This window comes from Streptomyces sp. NPDC087215 (genome assembly GCF_044744885.1).
In the GTDB taxonomy this organism is placed as follows: Bacteria; Actinomycetota; Actinomycetes; order Streptomycetales; family Streptomycetaceae; genus Streptomyces.
This window is the reverse complement of record NZ_JBIUZD010000015.1, coordinates 75,965-96,205: the sequence shown is the minus strand read 5'-3', so window position 1 is coordinate 96,205 and position 20,241 is coordinate 75,965. Positions and strand designations below refer to the sequence as shown.

Sequence of the window (20,241 nt, the reverse complement as noted above, 5' to 3'; positions counted from 1 at the left end):
GGGGCGGGCGGGGACACCCGGACGGCGGGATAGGTTGGGCGGTCATGTGGGTTTTCAGCGCCTCCGGATGCCGGTGGCTGGGTGTGGCCGGATCGCTCGCCGTCGCCGCGGGCGGATGGGCCGCCGGAACGCTGCCGGTCCTCGGCGGCCGGGGACTGTGGGAGCCGCGCGGCTCCGCCCTCACCCTGGCGGGCGCCCTCCTCGCGTACCTCGGCCTCGCCGTGCTCGTCGCCGCCTGGTGGCGGTACGGCGTCCTGCTCGCCCGGGGGCGGCGCCACGGCGTCCTCACCACCCTCGCCTGCTGGACCGCGCCGCTGCTGTTCGCGCCGCCGCTGCACAGCGCCGACGTCTACAGCTACATCGCGCAGGGAGCCATGGTCGTCGAGGGGCACGACGTGTACGGCGGCGGGCCCGCCCTCCTCGGCCCCGGCGAGCTGGGCACCGACGCCGCCGCGTCCGTCGGCGGCCACTGGACCGACACCCCGGCACCGTACGGGCCCGCCTTCCTCGTCCTGGCCCGGCTGGTCGTCGAACTGACCGGCGGCTCGGTCGTCCCCGCCGTGCTCGGTATGCGGCTCCTCGCGGTCGGCGCGCTCGCCCTGATCGTCTGGGCCGTCCGGGCGCTCGGCGGCGGACCCGGCGGACGCGACGGCGCGGTGTGGCTCGCCGCGCTCAACCCGCTGCTGCTGGTCCATGTCGTCGGCGGCGCCCACAACGACGGTCTGATGGCCGGGCTGATGCTGGCGGGCGTGGTGCTCGCCGTGCGCGGGCGCTGGGTGCTCGGCTGCGTCCTCGTCGGACTCGCCATGATGGTCAAGTCTCCGGCGGCGGTGGCGCTGCTGTTCATCGGCGTGACGATCGCCCGGCGCGACGGCGGAGTCCGGGGCGTCCTCAGGGGACTCGTCCTGCCGGGGCTCGTCGCCGCCACGGTGGCCGCCGCCGCGACGGTCGCCGCCGGGACCGGCTTCGGCTGGCTGCGGACGCAGAGCGTCGCCGGGACCATCCACACCGCGCTCTCGGTCACCAGCGACCTCGGGCTCGGCCTCGGGCTGCTCCTCGGCGACGACCCCGACCCCGTGAAGAACGTCGTGCAGAAGCTCGGGCTGCTCCTCGCGGCCGTGATCGTCCTGGAGCTGGCCCGGCGGGCCCGGCTGGGCCGGATCGACCCGGTCCTGGGCCTCGGCCTCGCGCTCGTCGCCCTGGTGGCGCTCTCCCCGATGGTCCAGCCCTGGTACCTGCTGTGGGGGACGACCGTGGTCGCGGCGACGGCGTGGCGGAGCCGGTCCGGACAGCTCCTCGCGGTGCTCTCGGCGGCGCTCGTCTGGGAGACGGCCCCGTCCGGACGCACCCCCTGGTACGGCTTCGCGCTGGCCGGGGCGGTCCTCGCGGCCGGTCTGCTGTGGGCGCGGCGCGACCCGTGGCCCCGGGCGGACGAGCCCGTGCCCGGTCCGTCCGTCGGCCCGCAGGCGGGCCCGCCGGTCGAGCCGCCCGCCGACTCGTCCGCCGGAGCGGTGGCGGCCGGGCGGTAGGGTCCCGCCGCTTCCGGCGGTGGCGCCGGGCCCTGGGGGCGGGGCGGGTCCGGTGGCCGTCGCCGGGTCCGCCCGGCCCGGGGCGCGGGGCCGGTCAGTGGGTCTCCGCCAGGCCCGGGGTGTGCGGTGGGTCTCCGCCCGGCCCGGGGCACAGGGTCGGTCAGCGGGTCCGGCGGACCGACCTTCCCGCCAGCGTGTCCGTGCGCCGCCCGTCCTCCATCACGAAACGGCCGTCGACCAGGACGTGCGGGATGCCCGTGGGCAGCGTCCGGGGCTCGGCGTACGTCGAGCCCGCGCCGACCGTCTCCGGGTCGAAGAGGACCAGGTCCGCCACGTACCCCTCGCGGACCAGACCCCGGTCCGGCAGCCGCAGCCGGGCCGCCGGACGCCCGGTCAGATGGGCCACGCACTCCTCCAGGGAGAGGACGCCCAGCTCGCGGACGTACCGGCCCAGGTACCGGGGGAAGGTGCCGTACGCCCGGGGGTGCGGCTTGGTGCCCTGGAGGATGCCGTCCGAGCCGCCGGTGTGCGCCCGGTGCCGCATGATCGTCCGGACGTTCTCCTCGTGGCCCACGTGCTGGAGGATCGTGGAGCCGAGCCGGTCCGCCAGGAGCAGGCGGCGGGCCGTCGGCCAGCCGTCCACCCGGCGGCCCACGTACGGGGCGAGCCCCGGCTCCGAGACCCCCGAGATCTCGATGGTGTCCCAGTCGACCGGCACCCCGTGGCAGCCGTCCGAGCCGACGACCTCCAGATGGTGCCGGATGCGCTCGGCCGTCGCGTCGTCACGGAGCCGGGCGAGGACCGCCTCGGGACCGCCCTCGCCCGCCCAGCTCGGCAGCAGCGCGACCAGGGTCGTACAGCCGGGCGTGTACGGGTACGTGTCGAGGCTGATGTCCGCGCCCCCGTCCATGGCCGCGTCGAGCAGCGCCAGCAGCTCCGGCGCCCGGCCCTCGTTCACCCCGAAGTTCATCGTGGCGTGGGCCAGGTGCAGCGCGCAGCCCGCGTCCCGGGTCAGCCGCACCATCTCCTCGTACGCCCGCAGCGCCCCCGCCCCGTACGAACGGTGGTGCGGGCAGTAGTAGCCGCCGTACTCGGCCACGACCCGGCACAGCTCGGTCAGCTCGGCGTCCGGCGCGTACATCCCCGGGGTGTACGTCAGGCCGGACGACATGCCGACGGCGCCCTGCTCCAGGCCCTCCGCGACCAGCCGCCGCATCCGGTTCAGCTCCGCCTCGCCGGCCGGCCGGTCGTCCCAGCCCACGGCCAGCATCCGGACCGTGCCCTGGGGGACGAGATAGGCCGCGTTGACGGCGATGCCCCGGCCGTCGTGGCCCCGGTCGAGACGGTCGAGGTACTCGCCGACCGTGCGCCAGTCGAAGTCGATGTCGTCGCCGGAGCCGTTCCAGCCGGTGATGGCCCTGCGGACCTCCGCGAGCGTGCGGTCGTCGGTCGGCGCGTACGAGAGGCCGTCCTGGCCCAGCACTTCGAGTGTCACGCCCTGCGCGGCCTTCGCCAGGTGCTCCGGGTCGCGGAGCAGCGCGAGATCGCTGTGGGCGTGCATGTCGATGAAGCCGGGGGCCAGCACGAGCCCCCCGGCGTCCACGGAGCGCCGGGCGGTGGGGCGCGGGCACCCGGCCGCCGCGGCCTCCCGGACGATCGCGGCGATCCGGCCGCCCTCGATCGCCACGTCGGCGCGGTAGGAGGGGCCGCCGGTGCCGTCGACGACCTCCGCGTCACGGAAGACGAGATCCATGGCTGTCCTGTTCTCTCCGTTCCCTCCGGTCTAGAAGAAGGTCCGGACGTAGTCGACCACCGTGCCGTCCGCCTCCACCAGCGGGATCAGCTGCCACTTGTCGAAGGCCGTGCACGGGTGCGAGAGCCCCATGCCGAGCCAGTCGCCGACCTCCAGGGCGGCGCCCTCCCCGGTCCGTACCCAGGCGTGCTGGTCGGAGAGCCCGGTCACGGTGATGCCGTCGGCGGGCCGGATCTCGCCGGTGTGCCCGTCGCGGACCACCTGGGCCTCGGGCAGGTGCAGGTCGTGGGCGGCGTCGCGCTTGCCCGCGTTGGTGAACGCCTGCTCGGGCGTCGGGCGGGACACCACCTGCGACCAGAGCCGGAACGCGGGCTCCAGGGCGCCCTCGTCGGGGACCCGGTTGAACGGGGTCAGCTTCCGGTAGTGGCCGTCGTCGTGGGAGACGTACGCGCCGGAGCGCAGCAGCCGCAGGACCGGCAGGGACAGCGCGGGGACCTCCGAGAAGACCTCGGCGACCGCGTCGAACCAGGCGCTGCCGCCCGCGCTGACGACGATCTCGCCGATCGCCGGGTCGAAGCGGCCCGCCGCGTCGAAGCGGGCGGCGAGCGCGGTCAGCCGACGGAGCCAGGTCCGGACCCGCTCGCCGTCGGCGTCCGGCACCTCCCCCTCGTACCCGGCGACGCCGACGAGCCGGAGCGTCCCGGTCGCGGCGACCGCGTCGGCGACCGCCGCGCAGTCGGCCTCGGTGCGCGCTCCGGTACGGGCCCCCTCGCCCGCGCCCAGTTCGACGACGACGTCCACCGGGCGGGTCGCCCCGGCGGCGCTCAGGGCCTCGTCCATGAGCTCCACGCCCCGGGCGGAGTCGACGTAGCAGACGAACCGGAAGCCGGGGTCGGCGTCCAGTTCGGCGGCGAGCCAGCGCAGCGCGACGGCGTCGACCAGTTCGTTGGCGAGGAAGATCCGGGCGATGCCGTGGGCCCGGTAGACCCGGGCCTGGTGGGGCACGGCGGCGGTGATGCCCCAGGCGCCGTGCGCGAGCTGCCGGTCGAACAGCTGGGGGGCCATGGAGGTCTTGCCGTGCGGGGCGAAGGCGAGGCCGTGGCGCTCGGCGTACGTCTCCAGGAGGCGCAGGTTGTGCTCGACGGACTCGGCGGACAGGGCGAGGACGGGGGTGGTGAAACCGCCGGTGAAGAGGTTGCGCCGCTGGGCCGCGAGCTCGCCGACGGTCAGGCCCTCGGCGTCCGGGGGCAGGGCCTTGAATCGGTGGTCGACGCGCTCGTTCGCCAGGTCGGGCATGAGGCCTCCTCATCGAGGGTGTTGCAGAATGTGCAACACTCATTGCGCATATTGCTCATCGCTGTCTAACATCCGGGCCGAGGCCGGGTCAATGGAATCCGGAGAGTCGAGCCACGGGGAGCCCGAGAGTGAGCGGACACGCGCCCGCGGACCCGAGCGGGGACGCGGCTCCCGGCGGGACGCCGGGGAACGCGGCACCGGGCGGGGCGCCCGGGAACGCGATGGGGCCGGGGGCCGCCGAGGCTCCCGGCGCGGTGCCGCCCGCCGGTGCGGCCACGTCACCGGCTCCGGCGGCCCGCGAGGCGGCCCCGGCGGGCGCCGTGACGCCCGCGCGCGCCCGGGAGGCCGACCGGCCTCCCGGCCCGGCCCCCGTGCCGGACACGACGACCGCGCCCGGACCGGTGCGGGTGACTGCTCCCGCACTGGCTCCGGCTCCCGCTCCGGCTCCCGCACCGGCTCCGGCCCGGACGGCGGCCCCGGGGCCCGCACGGGCGCGGGCGGGCGCCCCGCTCCCGGTGTCGGTGTCCGGCGCGGTCCTGGTGGAGCGTTCCGCCCCGGCGGAGGTCCCGGTGCCCGGGGCGTCGGGCGCGTCCGGACCGGTGTGGGCGGGTGCTCCGGTCCCGCCGCCCGTGTCGGTGGGCGTGGGTGCTTCGGTCCCCGTTCCCGTGCCCGCCCTGGACGGCCGCGCCCCGGCGGAGGTCCTGGTCCCGCCGCCCGTGTCGGTGGGCGTGGGTGCTCCGGTCCCCGTCTCCGTGCCCGCCCTGGACGGCTCCGTCCCGGCGGAGGTCCCCGTTCCCGCGGCCGACGTGGTGCCCGTACCGGCGTCGACGGGTGCTCCCGCCGGGGGAGAGTGCCCCGTGCCCGTCCCGGCCGTGGCGCCTGACCCGGGGGACGGGGCGGTGACCGGGCCCGATGTCGTCTGTCTCGGCGAGTCCATGGTGACCTTCCTGCCCACCCGGCCGGGGCGGCTCGCCGACGTGCCCGCGTTCACCCGGGCCATCGGCGGCGCCGAGTCCAACGTCGCCTGCGCCCTCGCCGCCGCCGGACACCGGGTCCGCTGGGTCGGCCGGGTCGGCCGCGACGGCTTCGGCGACCACCTCGTCGAGACCATCGCCGCCCACGGCGTCGACGTCCGGGACGTCGGCCGCGACCCGCGCCGCCCGACCGGCGTCTACTTCCGCACCGCCGCCGACCGCTCCACCGACGCCCACGAGGTCGCCTACTACCGGGCCGGTTCCGCCGCCTCCGCGATGTCGCCCGCGACCGTGCCGTACGACACCGTCGCCGACGGGCGCGTCCTGCACCTCTCCGGCATCACCGCCGCCCTCTCCGCCGACTGCCTGGCCCTGATGCGCGAGCTCACCGCCACCCGGCCGGGCCGCCCGCTCGTCTCCTTCGACCTCAACTACCGGCCCGCGCTCTGGTCCGGCGGCCCGGCCGCCGCCGGACCCGTCCTCCTCGACCTCGCCCGCCGCGCCGACCTCCTCTTCGTCGGCGCCGACGAGGCCGCCCAGGTGTGGGGCCTCGCGGACCTCGACGCCGTCGTGGCGGCGCTCCCCGAGCCCGCCCTGCTGGTCGTCAAGCTCGGCGAGCACGGCGCCGTCGCCGTCGACCGCCGCGACCGCACGGCCGCCCCCGCCGTCACCCGGGTCCCCGCCCCCCGCGTGGACGTCGTCGCCCCCGTCGGCGCCGGGGACGCCTTCGCCGCCGGGTTCCTCTCCGCGACCCTGCGCGGGCTCGACGTCCGGGCCCGGCTCCGGCACGGACACCTGGCCGCCGCCGCCGCGCTCACCGTCCCCGGCGACCTCGCGCCGCCGCCCCGCCGGGCCCACGCCGACCGGCTGGCCGCGCTCGACGACGCCGCCTGGGGCACACTTCACCTCGGCCCCGGCTGGACCGGGGACGACCAGGAGGTACGCACCCCATGAGCCAGACCGTCGACCGGGCACTCAGCATCCTGCCGCTGCTCGCCCAGGGCCCCGCCGACCTCGGGCAGGTCGCCGACCGGCTCGGCGTGCACAAGTCCACGGCCCTGCGCCTGCTGCGCACCCTCCACGAGCACGGCCTCGTGCACCGGCAGCAGGACCAGCGGTACCGGCTCGGCGCCCGGCTCTTCGCCCTCGCCCAGGAGGCCGTGGAGAACCTCGACATCCGCGAGATCGCCCACCCGTACCTGACCGCGCTCAACGAGCGGATCGGGCACACGATCCACCTCGCGGTCCACGAGGAGGGCGAGGTCCTCTACATCGACAAGGTCGAGAGCCGCTACCCGGTCCGGATGTACTCGCGCATCGGCAAGCCCGTCGCGATCACCGTCGCCGCCGTCGCCAAACTGCTCCTGGCCGACCTCCCCGAGCAGGAGCGGCGCGCCATCGCCGCGAAGCTCGACTACCCCCCGTACACGCCCCGTTCGACCCCGAACGCCGCCGCCTTCCTCAAGGAGCTGGCGACCGTACGCGAACAGGGCTGGGCCACCGACCTCGGCGGCCACGAGGAGTCCATCAACTGCGTGGGCGCCCCCGTCCGCGGCGCCGACGGGCGCGTCGTCGCCGCGATGTCGGTCTCGGCGCCCAACGTGGTCGTCACGGCCGAGGAACTCCTCACCCTCCTCCCGCAGGTGCGCCGCACCGCGGACGCCATCAGCCGGGAGTACTCCGGCACCGCCCCGGGCGCCGACCGCGAGTACCCCGGCACCGCCCCGACCAAGGACACCGCATGAGCGAGAAGACCGCGATCACCCCCGCCACGCACACCGCCCCGCCCGCGAAGTTCTCGCACGGCGTGCGGAAGGGCAACATCCTCCAGGTCGCCGGTCAGGTCGGCTTCCTGCCCGCCGTCGAGGGCCAGGCGCCGACCGTCGCCGGGCCGACCCTGCGCGAGCAGACCCTCCAGACCTTCGCCAACGTCAAGGCGATCCTGGAGGAGGGCGGCGCGAGCTGGGACGACGTGATGATGACGCGCGTCTACCTGACGGACGTGGACCACTTCGCCGAGATGAACGAGATCTACAACCAGTACTTCGAGGAGCAGGGCCTCAAGGCCCCCGCCTCGGCCCGTACGACCGTCTACGTCGGCCTCCCGGCCGGTCTGCTCATCGAGATCGACGCGCTCGCCGTCCTGGGCTGAGCCCCGGCGGAACACGAGGGGGCGCCCCGGCCGCGCGGCCGGGGCGCCCTCACGCGCGCGTACGGACCGTCAGGCCGCGCAGTACTGCGCCTGCTTGCCGATCGAGCGGTACATGCAGTCCGCGTTCTCCAGGAGCTGCAGGACGGCGTCCCGGTTGCGGCTGGTCTCGCGCTCGATGACCTCGTCGGGCGGGTAGAAACCGCCCCCGCCGGCCGAGGCCGGGTACATCTCGAAGGTGTACCCGAAGATCCGCTGCGAGCCCCACAGCCAGTCGTCTATCGACCCGTCCGTGATGTACAGGTCACTGGACTGCTCGGGCGTGTAGCCGTTGCTCGCGGCCATGCTCGTGCCGACCTTCGCGAAGGCGTCCCGGTCGTCCTGGGTCATGCCGGGGGCGGTGTTCGCGGTGGTCCAGCCGAAGGGCCAGAGCACCAGTTCGCTGTAGGTGTGGAAGTCGATGGCCGCGGTGATCTGCTGCTTGCCGCCGACCACCCGGGTGCGCACGAAGTCGGCGACGACCTTCACCTCGGGGGCGGACTCGGGGGCCGCGCCCCGGTAGGTCTCGGAGCTCTTGGAGCTGGAGGAGCCGCCGCAGCAGCCCCACTTGTAGTCCCAGTTCCGGTTGGTGTCCGTGCCGATGTACGAGGAGCCGGAGTTGGGCTGCCGGTTCTTGCGCCAGCTGCGGTAGGAGCCGGTGGCGATGTCGTACTCGCCGCCGTCCGGGTTGAGGTCGGGGACGATCCAGATCTCGCGGTTGTTCACCATGTTCGTGATCCGGCTGTCGGTGCCGTACCCGGCGCCCAGCTCGCGCAGCAGGTACAGCGCCATCTCGACGGTGAGGTGCTCGCGGGCGTGCTGGTGGTGGGTGAAGAGGACCTCGGGCTCGTTCTCGTCGGTGGCGACGTTGTCGCTGATCTTGATGGCGACGATGTCCCGGCCCTCGTACGACTTCCCGATCACCCGCCTGCTCATGATCGACGGGTACTGGGCGAGCCGCTGGGCGATCTCCGTGTTCGTCTCCGCGTAGTTGTGGTACCTCGCGTCGGCGGAGGGGAAGTCGAGCGGGCCGAGGGCGGACCGGGCGGACTCGCCCCGGTCGGGGGGCGCGGGCAGCGCGGTGACCCGGTGGCCGAGCGCCCTGAGCCGCTTCAGCTGCTCGGTGTTGGCGCTGACGACGACCGAGCGGGCGTCGACCTCGTCGATGGAGACGCCGGTGGCGGCGGCGAGCGCGGTGCGGTCGGCGGCGGTGGCGGGTCCGGCGACCTCGTACTGCCGGATCACCTCCTCGGCGCCGGAGGCGATGCGGGCGGCGGTCGGCGCCGGGTCGGCCCCGGCGGGGGTGGAGAGGGCGGAGAGGGGCGCCGCGAGGGCGAGCGCCACGAGGGCCGCGAGGGTGGCGGTCCTTCTGCCGCGGGTGGGACGTCGCATGGTGTCTCCTGGGTGGGGAGTGTGGGGGAGTGCGACAAACGCGTGCGGGTGTCCGGCCACATGGTGGGGCCATGTCATGGACTGGTCAAGGTGAGGAGTTCGGCCACGGTGGCCCGCGCGAGACCCTCGGGGACATGTCGTGGGGCACGAGCCGGGCGAAACGGTACGAGGCCGCCGCCGGGGCGGGGAGGCGGAAGGGCCGGGCGGCGCCGGGGCCGGGCGGCGCAGGGGGGCGCCGGGGCCGGACGCGCCGCAGCGCCGCCGGGGGAGCGGCGGCGCTGCGGGTGGGGTGCCGTACGGCCGGACCGGAGCGGCGGGGTGTCGCGGCGGACGGAGCCCGCGACGGGGTGTCGTGCGGTGCCCGGCGGGACGGGGTGTCGTGCCGGGTCGAGGCGGACGGGTTACGGCAGGCCGTGGACGTGCGGGCCGACCGCGTTCGACCAGGCGTTGCCCGCCGTCGCGTCCCAGTTGGTCGACCAGGTCATCGCGCCGCGCAGGGTCGGCCACGCCTGGGCCGGCTTGTAGGTGCCGCAGCCGGTGAGCTTGGTCAGGCAGTCGAGCGCGTTCTTCACGATCTGCGGGTCGACGTAACCGCTGCCCGCGCCCCGGGTGGAGGCGGGGACGCCCAGGCCGACCTGCGAGGGGTCGAGACCGCCCTGGATCTGGATGCAGGCGAGCGCGGTGAGGAAGTCCACCGAGCCCTGGCTGTAGACCTTGCCGTCGCAGCCCAGCATCGCACCGCTGTTGTAGTACTGGGTGTTGACGACCGTGAGGATGTCCTTCACCGCGAGCGCCGTCTTGAAGTACTCGGTGCCCGTGCTCTGCATGTCGATGGTCTGCGGGGCCATCGTCAGGACCATGGTGGAGCCCGCCTTGGCGGAGAGCTGGCGCAGCGCCTTGGTCAGGTAGGTCGAGTTGATGCCGTGTTCGAGGTCGATGTCGATCCCGTTGAAGCCGTACTCCTGGAAGAGGGTGTACGCGCTGTTCGCGAAGGCGGTGGCGCTGGCGTCACTGTTGATCGTGACGTTGCCCTTCTCGCCGCCGACGGAGATGACCACCGACTTGCCCGCGGCCTTCTTCGCGGCGACGTCCGCCTTGAAGTCGGCGACCGAGGCGTAGCCGACGGCCGGGTCCAGGTTGAAGGTGATCTGGCCGGGCGTGGTCGTCGAGTCCGCGAAGGAGACGGCGATGATGTCGTACTGGGCCTGGACGTCACGGAGCTTCTGGACCGTGGCGCCGTTGTTGAAGTTCTGCCAGTAGCCGGTGACCGCGTGCTTGGGCACGGCCGGGCCGGGGCCCGTGTTGTCCTTGGTGGTCCTGGCCGCGACGGCCGTGGACTTGGCGGACTCGCCCGCGGTGTTCGTCGCGGCGACCTGGAACTGGTACGCGGTGTCGGCGGCGAGACCGGAGACGGTGGCCGAGGTGCCGGTGACCGTCTGCGGGTTGGCCCCGTCGCGGTAGACCTTGTAGGCGGTGGCTCCGGCGACGGCGTTCCAGCTCAGGGCCACCGACGAGGAGGTGACCGTGCCCGTGGCGAGACCGGCCGGGGTGGCCGGGATCACCGGGTCGGGGTCCGGGATGCCGCCGCCGTCCGGCCCGAAGACGCTGACGTCGTCCACGACGTAGGCGGAGGTGCCGTACCAGCCGTGGGTGTAGATCTGCACCGAGGTGGTGCTCGCGCCGGTGGTGAAGGTGGTGGTGAGCTGCTTCCAGGTGGGGCTGTCGGGCGACCAGGTGGAGACGGTGCCGGTGCCGGTCCCGGTGTTGGCGGCGCCGAGGTAGGCGTAGCCGCCCTGGACCCACGCGCTCAGCGTGTACGTCGAGTTGGGCTTCACGGTCACGGTCTGCGTGCACTTGGCGTTGTCGAGCCCGCCCGGGGCGGCCCTGAGGGCGCCCGCTCCGGTGCGGACCGGGGTGGCGACGACGGCGCCGCTCCCGGCGGAACAGGCCCAGTTGGCGAGGCCGTTCTCGAATCCGGCGTTCTTGGCGACGTTGACGTCGGCGGCCTGGGCGGTGCCGGCTCCGCCGACGAGGACGAGCCCGGTGCCGACGGCGAGCGCGAGGGCTCCGCCGAGCCAGCGGCGTCCGTGCGGGCGGATGGTGGTGCGGTCCACGTGCATCCTCCGGTGGGGGAGTTGTGGGGATCTGGAGGTGCCGTACGTCGTCGTACGGGGCCCCGTACGGGGCTGTGCGGGGGTACGGAAAACGTGCGGTGTACGAAGAGGTGCGGGGGGAGTGCGGACGGCGGCCACCGTTGTCGGAACAAGCTGGTCCAGACCAATCCCGTTGTCAAGACCTCTGACAGCAAGGGCTGTTCGGACGGGGTGGAGGGCGGGGCGGAGGTTCGGGGTGGAGGGCGCGGTGGAGACCGGGGTGGAAGCCGGGGTGGAAGTCGCGGCGGAGCGCGGGGAGAAGGCCGGGGCGGAGGGTGTGGTGGCAGTCGTGGCGGAGGCCGGAGCGGAGGGCGGGGCGAAGTCGGGGCGGAGCACGGGCGGGAGGGCCCGGCCCCGGGGCCGGGCCCGAAGAAAAGGGAGGAGCTTGGTGGATTGTGTGTTCACCACCCCGGGTGGCCTGGATAAGGTGCAGAGGCGGCGGCGCCTGCGGTGACGCCCCGAACGCGGTAAGTGATCCGCGGCCCCCGGGACGCGGGAGGCCGACGGAGACGGGGGGTCCGACGTGCCGACAGCGATCGCGGTCACCAGCGCCGATCTGGTGCTGCCCCCCACCGACCCCGGAACCCCCCAGGCGGCCGTCCTCCCGGCCCCCGGGAGCCAGCCGCTCGACGCCTCCGTCGCCGACATGCAGCAGCTCCTGGCCCGTTACGGACACGTGGTCGTGGTCTGCCCCGCCTCCGCCCCGGCGCCCGTCGAGCACCGGCTGCGCGCCGTCCGGGGCCTGCTGGAGAGTGACCGGATCGCCCTGGTCCGCACCGATCTGCCACCCCTCGGCGCCGCCGTCCTCGTCCGCCAGCTCCGGCAGCTCGCGGGCTGCGACCTCAGCCCCGGAGTCCTCGCCTCCGCCGCCCGGCTGCTCGCCCACTACATCTACGCCGGAGCCGTCCTCGGCAGCGTCTCCCGCCTCGACCGCGTCCCCGTCGGCCTCGGCTCCCACCTCAAGAGCTGGCTCCCCGGCGCCCACTTCGCGGTCCTCGCGGGACCGACCCCCCAGATGATCCGCCTGGGCAACAGCGGAGAAGTCCTCGCCGGGCCCGAGTTCGCCACCGAACTCCTCCTCGCCCGGGGCCAGCTCCAGACCGACTGGCCCGCCACCACCCTCACCCCCGGCTGGGGCATCGGGGGCCAGATCCAGGAGGTCCCGCTGCCCGGGGCCTCGCCCGGCTGGTGGGGCACCGCGAAACTCGTCGAGTTCGCCGCGTACCTCCCCGACCTGCCGGTCCTCTACCAGCTCGTCTCCTCCGTGCGGCGCGAGACCTGTCACTGGTGCGCCATGGACCTCATCGGCGACCGCTGCGGATTCTGCGCCGCGCCGGTCGCCGGGCACCCCGTGCCGGCGCCCGCGCGGGACGCCGCACCGTGACCGGCACCGCCCCCGCCCGCTCCGACCCACGCCCCCGATCGAGGTAGTCCGGCCATGAACTCCCGCCAGCGCCGCGGCGTCATCCTGCTGCTGCTGTCCGTCCTGTGCGCCCTCGGCGCCTTCGCCGGTGTCCTCGCCGTCATCAGCGACGTGAACTCCAAGGTCGGACCGGAGACCACCGCGTACCGCATCAAGGACGACGTGGCCCCCTACACCGCCCTGCGCCCGAGCCAGTTCGAGAAGTTCAGCCTCCCCGAGCGCTGGCTCTCCGGCACCGCCGTCACCGACCTGCGCCAGATCGAGGGCAAGATCGCCGTCACCCGGCTGAAGGCCGGTTCCCTCCTGCAGTCCGACATGATCGTCAAGCGGCCCGAACTCCAGCCGGGGCAGCAGGAGATCGCCATCATGATCGACGCCGGAACCGGTGTCGCCGGAAAGATCACTGCCGGGGCCACGGTCAACATCTACGCGACCTTCGCGGGCGAGAAGAAGGGCGAGGCCTCCCAGTCCCGCATGATCGTCGCCGGGGCCCGGGTCATGGACGTCGGCCGCCTCACCCCCATCAGCGACCGCTCCGACCGTACCGACCGGGCCACCTCCGCCGTCCCCATCACCTTCGCCCTCTCCACCCTCGACACCCAGCGCGTCGCGTACGCCGAGTCCTTCGCCGAGCACGTGCGCCTCGCCCTCGTCGCCCCCAGCACCGGCGGCGCCCCCGCGGACAAGGGCGACCGCACCTACACGCTCGAAAAGGACAAGTGAGGCCGGTATGACCATCAGGATCCTGCCGGCCGTCGGCGACCCCGACGCGGCCCGGTCCGTGACCACTCTGATCGGCCAGCTCCCCGACGCCGAACCCGCCCCGCCGGTCACCGACTCCACCCAGCTCGTCGACACCCTCGCCCGGCTCGCCGCCGCCTCCCTCGACGAACTCCCCGAGGTCGTCCTCGTCCACGAGCGGATCGGACCCGTCCCCGCCCTCGAACTCGTCCGCGAGGTGGCCCTCCGCTTTCCCGCCGTCGGCGTGGTCCTCATCACCGCCGACGCCAGCCCCGTCCTCTTCTCCGCCGCCATGGACTCCGGCGCGCGCGGTCTGGTCACCCTCCCCCTGGGCTACGAGGAACTCGCCAGCCGCGTCCAGGCCGCCGCCCAGTGGTCCCTGGGCGTCCGCCGCCACCTCGGCGGCGGCGCCGAACAGGTCACCGGGCCCGGCGGCATGGTCGTCACCGTCAGCGGCGCCAAGGGCGGTGTCGGCACCACCGTCACCGCCGTCCAGCTCGCCCTCGCCGCCCGCGCCTCGGGACGGACCGTCGCCCTCGTCGACATGGACCTCCAGAGCGGCGACCTCGCCTCCTACCTCGACGTCCAGTTCCGCCGCTCCGTCGCCGACCTGGCCACCATCACCGACATCTCGACGAGGGTCCTCCAGGACGCCGTGTACGTCCACGAGACCGGCCTCTCCCTGCTCCTCGCGCCCGCCGAGGGCGAACGCGGCGAGGAGGTCACCGACCGCGCCGCCCGCCAGATCGTCAGCGCCCTGCGCGGCCGTCACGAGGTCGTCGTCGTCGACTGCGGCTCCCAGCTGAGCGGCGCGGGCGCCGCCGCCGTCGAGATGGCCGACACCGCCCTCCTCGTCGTCACCCCCGACGTCGTCGCGGTCCGCGCGGCCCGGCGGACCGTCCGCATGTGGGAACGGCTCCAGGTCCGCAAGGCGGAGGAGACCGTCACGGTCGTCAACCGGCACAGCCGTTCCACCGAGATCCAGCCGCCCCTCGTCCAGAAGATCACCGGCACCCGGGTGGCGGGGGTCTCCGTCCCCGCGCAGTTCAAGGAGCTCCAGGCCGTCGTCGACGCGGGAAAACTGCACGAACTCGACGCCAAGTCCACGGTCAAGCAGGCCCTGTGGGCCCTCGCGGGAGAGCTGGGCCTCGTCGGGACGGCCGCCGCCGGGGCCGCCGACCGGCCCGGCAAGCAGCTCGTGCGCGCGGGCGACCGGGGCTCCCTCGGCCTGCGCCGCCGTACCGGAGGACGCTGAGCCGTGACCGCGATCCGGGACGACGACGGGGGACAGGTGGCGGTGGAGTTCGTCGGCATGGTGCCGGTGATCCTGCTGACCCTCGCCCTGCTCTGGCAGATCGTCCTGGTCGGCTACGCGTACACCCTGGCGGGGAACGCGGCGGACGAGGCGGCCCGCGCGGCGGCGGTCGGCGACGACTGCGGCGAGGCAGCCCTGCGCCACCTCGACGGAGCCTGGGCCTCCGGCGCCTCGCCGCACTGCTCGAAGGGCGGCGGCATGGTCACGGCGGTCGTCACGATCGACGTCCCCCTCCTGGTCCCGGGCCTCGGAAGCCTCCTCCCGGTCAAGGCCGAGGCGGCGGCGGTGGACGAGGAGGACCTCGCCCGATGACACACGAGAACCGGACCCGTCTCCGTACGAGCACCGCCGAGAGAACCCCTGCACGGGACCACACCCCCACCGGCCCGGGAACGGCCCCGGGGGGTGCTCGTACGGGGGCGGGCCCGGCTGCGGGGGAGGCGCCCGGCGCCGGTACCGCCCCGGGCTCCCGCGCCCGCGCGGCGACGGGTGCGTCGGGTACGGCCCTGAGCCGCGCCCGTACGCCGAGGGGCTCGCGGGCGGGGGAGTCGGCCCCGGGCCGCGCCGCTGTCCGTACGGCGGCGGATTCGCGTACGGGGAAGGCGCCCGGCGCCGGTACCGCCCCGGGCCCCCGCGCCCGCGCGGCGACGGCCCCGCGCGCGGGAGCGGCGCCCCGCGCCGGTACCGCCCCGGACCCGCGCCCCGCCCCCGCGGCGACGGCCGCGACCCCGTCCCACCGGGCGACCCGGGCGACCGGACCGTCCGCCCGGCACCGTGACCGGGGTCAGGTCGCCGTCGAGTACCTCGGCTTCCTGCCCGTCCTGCTGCTCGTCGGACTCGCCGGGCTCCAGCTCGGCGTCGCCGCGTACGCCGTCCAGCAGGCGGGCACCGCCGCACGGGCCGCCGCGCGGGCGGAGGCGGTGCGGGCCGAGGACCCGCTCGGGCCCGACCCCGGCGCCGTCGGCCGCGCCGCCGCCCCCTGGGCCACCGCCGTCGACGTGGGCCCGGTGGGCGACGCGGCCGTCGCCACCGTCACCGTCCGCGTCCCCTCCGTCGTGCCCTTCTGGGACTTCGACCCCGTCGAGAAGACCGCCACCATGCCCCTGAGCGACGAGGAGGCCCGGCCATGAGCCTGCGGTCCAGGATCAACGCCCCCGAGGAGCGCGGCGGCCCCGCCTCGGCCCGGGAGGACGGCCACCTCGTCGCCGCCTTCCGCGCCAAGCTCCTGGAGGAGATCGACCTCACCGAGATGTCCGCGCTGGCCGCCGCCGAGCGACGGGCCCGGCTGGAACGCGTCCTCGGCCACATCATCAGCCGCGAGGGCCCGGTGCTCTCCACCGCCGAACGCTCCCAGCTGATCCGCCGGGTCGTCGACGAGGCCCTCGGACTCGGCGTCCTCGAACCGCTCCTCGAAGACGCCTCCATCACCGAGATCATGGTCAACGGCCCCGACCAGATCTTCATCGAACGCGCGGGCCGCGTCGAACTCCTGCCGCTCCGCTTCGCCTCCCACGACCAGCTGATGCAGACCATCGAACGGATCGTCTCCACCGTCAACCGGCGCGTCGACGAGTCCAACCCGATGGTCGACGCCCGGCTCCCGTCCGGCGAACGCGTCAACGTCATCATCCCGCCGCTCTCCCTCACCGGCGCCACCCTCACCATCCGCCGCTTCCCCCGCGCGTACACCCTCCACGAGATGGTCGGCCTCGGCTCCCTCGACGAGCAGATGCTGCTGCTGCTCTCCGGGCTCGTCCAGGCCAAGTTCAACCTGATCGTCTCCGGCGCCACCGGCACCGGGAAGACCACCCTCCTCAACGCCCTCTCCGGCCTCGTCCCCGACGGCGAACGCATCATCACCATCGAGGACTCCGCCGAACTCCAGCTCCAGCAGTCCCACGTCATCCGGCTCGAAGCCCGCCCGCCGAACATCGAGGGCCGCGGCGCCATCACCATCCGCGACCTCGTCCGCAACTCCCTGCGGATGCGCCCCGACCGGATCATCGTCGGAGAGGTCCGCGGCGGCGAGACCCTCGACATGCTCCAGGCCATGTCCACCGGCCACGACGGCTCCCTGGCCACCGTCCACGCCAACTCCGCCGAGGACGCCCTGATGCGCCTCCAGACCCTCGCCTCCATGTCCGAGGTCAAGGTCCCCTTCGAGGCGCTCCGCGACCAGATCAACAGCGCCGTCGACGTCCTCGTCCAGCTCACCCGGCACCCCGACGGCACCCGCAGGATCACCGAGATCTCCGTCCTCGCCTCACACGGCAGGGAACGCTTCCTGCTCGCCACCGTCTGCCGCTTCCACGCCCAGCCGCTCGCCGCCGACGGCCGGGTGTACGGACAGTTCACCTACCACCCGCTGCCCCGGCGCGTCGCCGAACGCCTCTACCTGGCGGGCCAGCCCCTCCCACAGGCCTTCGGCGTGGCCCCGACCGACGCCCACCTCACCACCCGCGAGGCGGAATGATGACCGACCCCTTCTGGCTCACGGTGGCCGTGACGCTGCTCGCCTGCGCGCTCGGCATCACCGGCGTCCAGCTGTACGCGAGCGGTGCCCGCCGCCACGCGGCCCTCGTCGCCCGCCTCGACGACACCGCCGCACCCGGCACCGGGGGCCGCCGCCGCGCCTTCCGGGGCATCGACCGGCGCGTCCGGCGCACCGCCCTCGGCCGGGGACTGGAACTGCGGATCGCGGCCACCGGACGGGACATCACCCCGGGCGAGTTCACCGTCGCCCTCGCCGTGACCGTCGTCGTCCTCTGGACGGCGGGACAGGCCGCGCTGTCCCCGTTCTTCGGCCCGATCTGCGGACTCCTCGGCATCTGGGCCGCCCTCGGCTACCTCAACTGGCAGCGCCAGAAACGCATCGAGAAGTTCATCAACCAACTCCCCGAACTCTCCCGCATCCTGGCCAACGCCACCCAGGCCGGACTCGCCCTCCGGATGGCCCTCAGCCTCGCCGCCGACGAGCTCGAATCCCCCGCAGGGGACGAACTGGAGAAGGTGGCGCAGCAGTTGGCCGTCGGAACCTCCCTCGACGACGCCCTCGGCGAACTCGCCGAACGCCTGCCCTCCCGGGAACTCGTCGTCCTCGTCACCACCCTGGTCCTCGCCAACCGGGCGGGCGGCACCGTCGTCTCCTCCCTGCGCAACCTCACCGAGACCCTGGAGGAACGCAAGGAGACCCGGCGCGAGGTCCGCACCCAGCTCTCCCAGGTCAGCATGACCGCGTACTCCGTCCCCGTCATCGGCATCGGCTCGCTCTTCCTCATCGACAACATGCAGCCCGGCGCCCTCGACCGCATGACCGGCTCCGGCATCGGACAGGCGGCCGTCGTCGCCGCCTTCGCCCTGTACGCGGTCGGCTTCGTCGTCATCCGCCGCTTCTCCAAGATCGACGTGTAGGGGCCGCGCCATGGGACTCCTCCTCTCCCTCCTCGCCGGGCTCTCCGTCGCGGGCATCGGCTACGGCCTGCGCCTCTACCGCGCCGACGCCAAGCTCCCCGACGACCTCAGGCTCGCCCTGGAGGTCGGCGCCACCCGCACCGGCGCCGTCGACTCCGCCGTCGACCGACTCGGGATGCGCTGGTCCCCGGCGGTGCTGCGCCTCATGGGCCCCACGCGCGTCAACGCCGTCCGCCGCCGCATCGACCTCGCAGGGAACCCCGGCGGCCTCACCATCGACCGGTACGGGGCCCGCCGGGCCGTCTACGGCTTCCTGGGCCTCCTCGGCGCCCTCGTGATGCTCGGCAAGGGCTCGTACCTGACCGCCCTGCTGCTCCTCGCCTTCGGCGCCTTCTGGACCGAGGTCGGCATCTGGTCCGCCGTCCGCATCCGCAAGGACCAGATCGAACGCACCCTGCCGGACTTCCTCGACGTCCTCGCCGTCGTCGTCTCCGCCGGACTCGGGTTCCGCCAGGCCCTCGAACGCGTCGCCGAGAAGTACGAGGGCCCCTGGGCCGACGAACTCCGCATCACCCTGCGCCAGATGGACATGGGCGTCAGCCGCAGACAGGCCTTCGACGAACTGCGCCGCCGCAACGACTCCGAACAGGTCGCCCAGTTCGTCACCGCCCTCCAGCAGGGCGAGGAGCTCGGCGCGCCGATCGTCGACACCCTCATCCAGATCGCCGACGACATGCGCCGCACCGACGCCCAGAACGCGCGCCGCAAGGCCGCCAGGGCGGTCCCCAAGGCGACCATGGTCATCACCACGCTCATGGTCCCCGCCACGATCATCCTGCTCGGCGCGGGCCTCTTCCTCGGCACCGGCACGGACTTCGGCTCGGTCACGGGCGAGTGAGGGGGACGGGATGAGGAACGGCGAACGGGCCCGGGAGCCGCAGCGGCGGCCGTACCGCCGCGAGGCGCGGCCGTACGGAGAAGGCGGTCAAGAACCACATCTTCGTCAAACTGCCCACCCGGACCCGCACCGAGGCCATAGCCTCCAGGCTGGGCACCGGGCCCCGCCCACGACCGGACCTGACGAACGGGTCCCGGGGCCCTGGGTAGTGAGGAACGCACGGGCGTACAGTGCCGGTGCGCAGGCGTCCGGACGCGGAGGGGACCACGATGAACGACGCGATGCTGAAGCTCTTGACCAAGGCCAGAGTCCACACCACCACGGCCCTGCTCCGCAGGGACCGCGGCCAGACGGCGGTGGAGTACCTGGGGATCATCGTGGTGGTGGTGGCGATCGTGATCGCGATCACGGGCACGGACATCGGAAGCACGATCCTGACGGCCATCAAGAACAAGATCGCCAAACTCACCGGCTGATCATGGCCGTTCGCGGGCGCGACGACTCGGGACAGGCCTTCCCCGTCTACATCGCCGTGATCGCGGGCCTGCTCTTCCTGGCGTTCGCCTACTTCGTGGTCGGGGCGGCCACCACCCTCCGCGGCGGCGCCCAGACCGCGGCCGACGCCGCCGCGCTGGCGGCGGCCCAGGACGCCCGTGAGCAGTTGCGCACCGAGTGGCTGAGGGTGATCGGGGACCCCGCGCAATGGGACCCGATCCTGCGGGGCAGGGGCTATCGGGACGGCCCCGCCTGCCTCCGCGCGGCGGACCTCGCGGACCGGAACGGTGCCGCGCTGGCCGCGAGCGGTGGCTGTGAACCCCTGGTGACGGGGGACGAGGGGTTCAGGGTGACCGTGCGCACCACGGGGACGGTCGGGCGGTCCCTCGTCCCCGGTACGGAATCCCAGCACGCCGAGGCCTCCGCCGAGGCGGTGATCGAGCCCCTCTGCAGCTTCGAACCGCCGGAGCCGACCGCGCCGCCCACCGAACCGACGGCACCACCGACGGAACCGGGAGGGCCCGACCAGCCGGAGGACCCGGGTCCGGAGGAGCCCGAGGTGGTCACGGGCCTCATCTGTGACGGCGAGGAACTGGAGATCGACCCGGCGGACCCGGTGCTTCCCGGCGCCAAGGACCTCTTCACTGTTCGACTGACCGACTGACCGACTGAG

The 20,241-nt window shown here is 74.2% G+C and carries 18 protein-coding genes; 14 read left to right on the top strand and 4 right to left on the bottom strand.

Going from position 1 to position 20,241, the window contains the following annotated elements:
• Positions 1–44 precede the first annotated feature (44 nt).
• Positions 45–1,529 (top strand): polyprenol phosphomannose-dependent alpha 1,6 mannosyltransferase MptB, encoded by a 1,485-nt coding sequence (gene mptB, locus ACIO92_RS28680; protein ID WP_366439989.1) that lies wholly within the window; start codon positions 45–47, stop codon positions 1,527–1,529.
• Between the two features lie 160 nt (positions 1,530–1,689).
• On the opposite strand, the gene ACIO92_RS28675 is transcribed toward mptB, so the two are convergent.
• Both ACIO92_RS28675 and ACIO92_RS28670 read right to left on the bottom strand, forming a co-directional pair.
• Positions 1,690–3,282 (bottom strand): D-aminoacylase, encoded by a 1,593-nt coding sequence (locus ACIO92_RS28675; protein ID WP_366439990.1) that lies wholly within the window; start codon positions 3,280–3,282, stop codon positions 1,690–1,692.
• A 30-nt stretch (positions 3,283–3,312) separates the two neighbouring features.
• Entirely contained in the window at positions 3,313–4,578 is a 1,266-nt protein-coding gene (locus ACIO92_RS28670; RefSeq protein ID WP_402283324.1) for an alanine racemase, read from the bottom strand.
• Positions 4,579–5,513: 935 nt separating this feature from the next.
• On the opposite strand from ACIO92_RS28670, the gene ACIO92_RS28665 reads away from it, so the two are divergent.
• Genes ACIO92_RS28665 through ACIO92_RS28655 form a run of 3 tightly spaced genes read left to right on the top strand, consistent with a single transcriptional unit; the run spans position 5,514 to position 7,704 of the window.
• On the top strand, positions 5,514–6,506 hold the full coding sequence (locus ACIO92_RS28665; protein ID WP_402283365.1) for a sugar kinase: 993 nt from the start codon (positions 5,514–5,516) through the stop codon (positions 6,504–6,506).
• Positions 6,503–7,297: an IclR family transcriptional regulator gene (locus tag ACIO92_RS28660; RefSeq protein WP_401240779.1), complete on the top strand. Its 795-nt coding sequence runs from the start codon at positions 6,503–6,505 to the stop codon at positions 7,295–7,297. The genes ACIO92_RS28665 and ACIO92_RS28660 overlap by 4 nt, the downstream gene beginning before the upstream one ends.
• Positions 7,294–7,704, top strand: coding sequence for a RidA family protein (locus tag ACIO92_RS28655; RefSeq protein ID WP_188270661.1), 411 nt, complete (start codon positions 7,294–7,296; stop codon positions 7,702–7,704). Before ACIO92_RS28660 ends, ACIO92_RS28655 begins: the two co-directional genes overlap by 4 nt.
• 69 nt (positions 7,705–7,773) lie before the next feature.
• Here ACIO92_RS28655 and ACIO92_RS28650 read toward each other — a convergent pair whose 3' ends face one another.
• Positions 7,774–9,132 (bottom strand): M14 family metallopeptidase, encoded by a 1,359-nt coding sequence (locus ACIO92_RS28650; RefSeq protein ID WP_401240781.1) that lies wholly within the window; start codon positions 9,130–9,132, stop codon positions 7,774–7,776.
• Positions 9,133–9,533: 401 nt separating this feature from the next.
• Positions 9,534–11,252, bottom strand: coding sequence for a chitinase (locus ACIO92_RS28645; protein ID WP_402283321.1), 1,719 nt, complete (start codon positions 11,250–11,252; stop codon positions 9,534–9,536).
• 556 nt (positions 11,253–11,808) lie between these two features.
• On the opposite strand from ACIO92_RS28645, the gene ACIO92_RS28640 reads away from it, so the two are divergent.
• The 10 genes from ACIO92_RS28640 to ACIO92_RS28595 all read left to right on the top strand — a co-directional run bounded on the left by ACIO92_RS28640 (position 11,809) and on the right by ACIO92_RS28595 (position 20,232).
• Positions 11,809–12,669, top strand: coding sequence for a hypothetical protein (locus ACIO92_RS28640; protein ID WP_366439995.1), 861 nt, complete (start codon positions 11,809–11,811; stop codon positions 12,667–12,669).
• Between the two features lie 54 nt (positions 12,670–12,723).
• Positions 12,724–13,431: a Flp pilus assembly protein CpaB gene (locus tag ACIO92_RS28635; protein ID WP_366439996.1), complete on the top strand. Its 708-nt coding sequence runs from the start codon at positions 12,724–12,726 to the stop codon at positions 13,429–13,431.
• A gap of 7 nt (positions 13,432–13,438) precedes the next feature.
• Complete coding sequence (locus tag ACIO92_RS28630; RefSeq protein ID WP_402283319.1) at positions 13,439–14,704, top strand: CpaE family protein; 1,266 nt, start codon at positions 13,439–13,441, stop codon at positions 14,702–14,704.
• Between the two features lie 57 nt (positions 14,705–14,761).
• Complete coding sequence (locus ACIO92_RS28625; RefSeq protein ID WP_401240884.1) at positions 14,762–15,076, top strand: pilus assembly protein; 315 nt, start codon at positions 14,762–14,764, stop codon at positions 15,074–15,076.
• Positions 15,077–15,576: 500 nt separating this feature from the next.
• Entirely contained in the window at positions 15,577–15,894 is a 318-nt protein-coding gene (locus tag ACIO92_RS28620) for a TadE/TadG family type IV pilus assembly protein (protein ID WP_402283363.1), read from the top strand.
• Positions 15,891–17,237, top strand: a complete 1,347-nt coding sequence (locus ACIO92_RS28615) for a CpaF family protein (protein ID WP_351791225.1) — start codon at positions 15,891–15,893, stop codon at positions 17,235–17,237. The genes ACIO92_RS28620 and ACIO92_RS28615 overlap by 4 nt, the downstream gene beginning before the upstream one ends.
• On the top strand, positions 17,234–18,175 hold the full coding sequence (locus ACIO92_RS28610) for a type II secretion system F family protein (protein ID WP_401240789.1): 942 nt from the start codon (positions 17,234–17,236) through the stop codon (positions 18,173–18,175). The genes ACIO92_RS28615 and ACIO92_RS28610 overlap by 4 nt, the downstream gene beginning before the upstream one ends.
• Before the next feature lie 10 nt (positions 18,176–18,185).
• On the top strand, positions 18,186–19,073 hold the full coding sequence (locus tag ACIO92_RS28605; RefSeq protein WP_351791220.1) for a DUF5936 domain-containing protein: 888 nt from the start codon (positions 18,186–18,188) through the stop codon (positions 19,071–19,073).
• Positions 19,074–19,342: 269 nt separating this feature from the next.
• On the top strand, positions 19,343–19,549 hold the full coding sequence (locus ACIO92_RS28600) for a Flp family type IVb pilin (RefSeq protein ID WP_402565742.1): 207 nt from the start codon (positions 19,343–19,345) through the stop codon (positions 19,547–19,549).
• A gap of 2 nt (positions 19,550–19,551) precedes the next feature.
• Complete coding sequence (locus tag ACIO92_RS28595; protein WP_402283316.1) at positions 19,552–20,232, top strand: pilus assembly protein TadG-related protein; 681 nt, start codon at positions 19,552–19,554, stop codon at positions 20,230–20,232.
• Positions 20,233–20,241 lie beyond the last annotated feature (9 nt).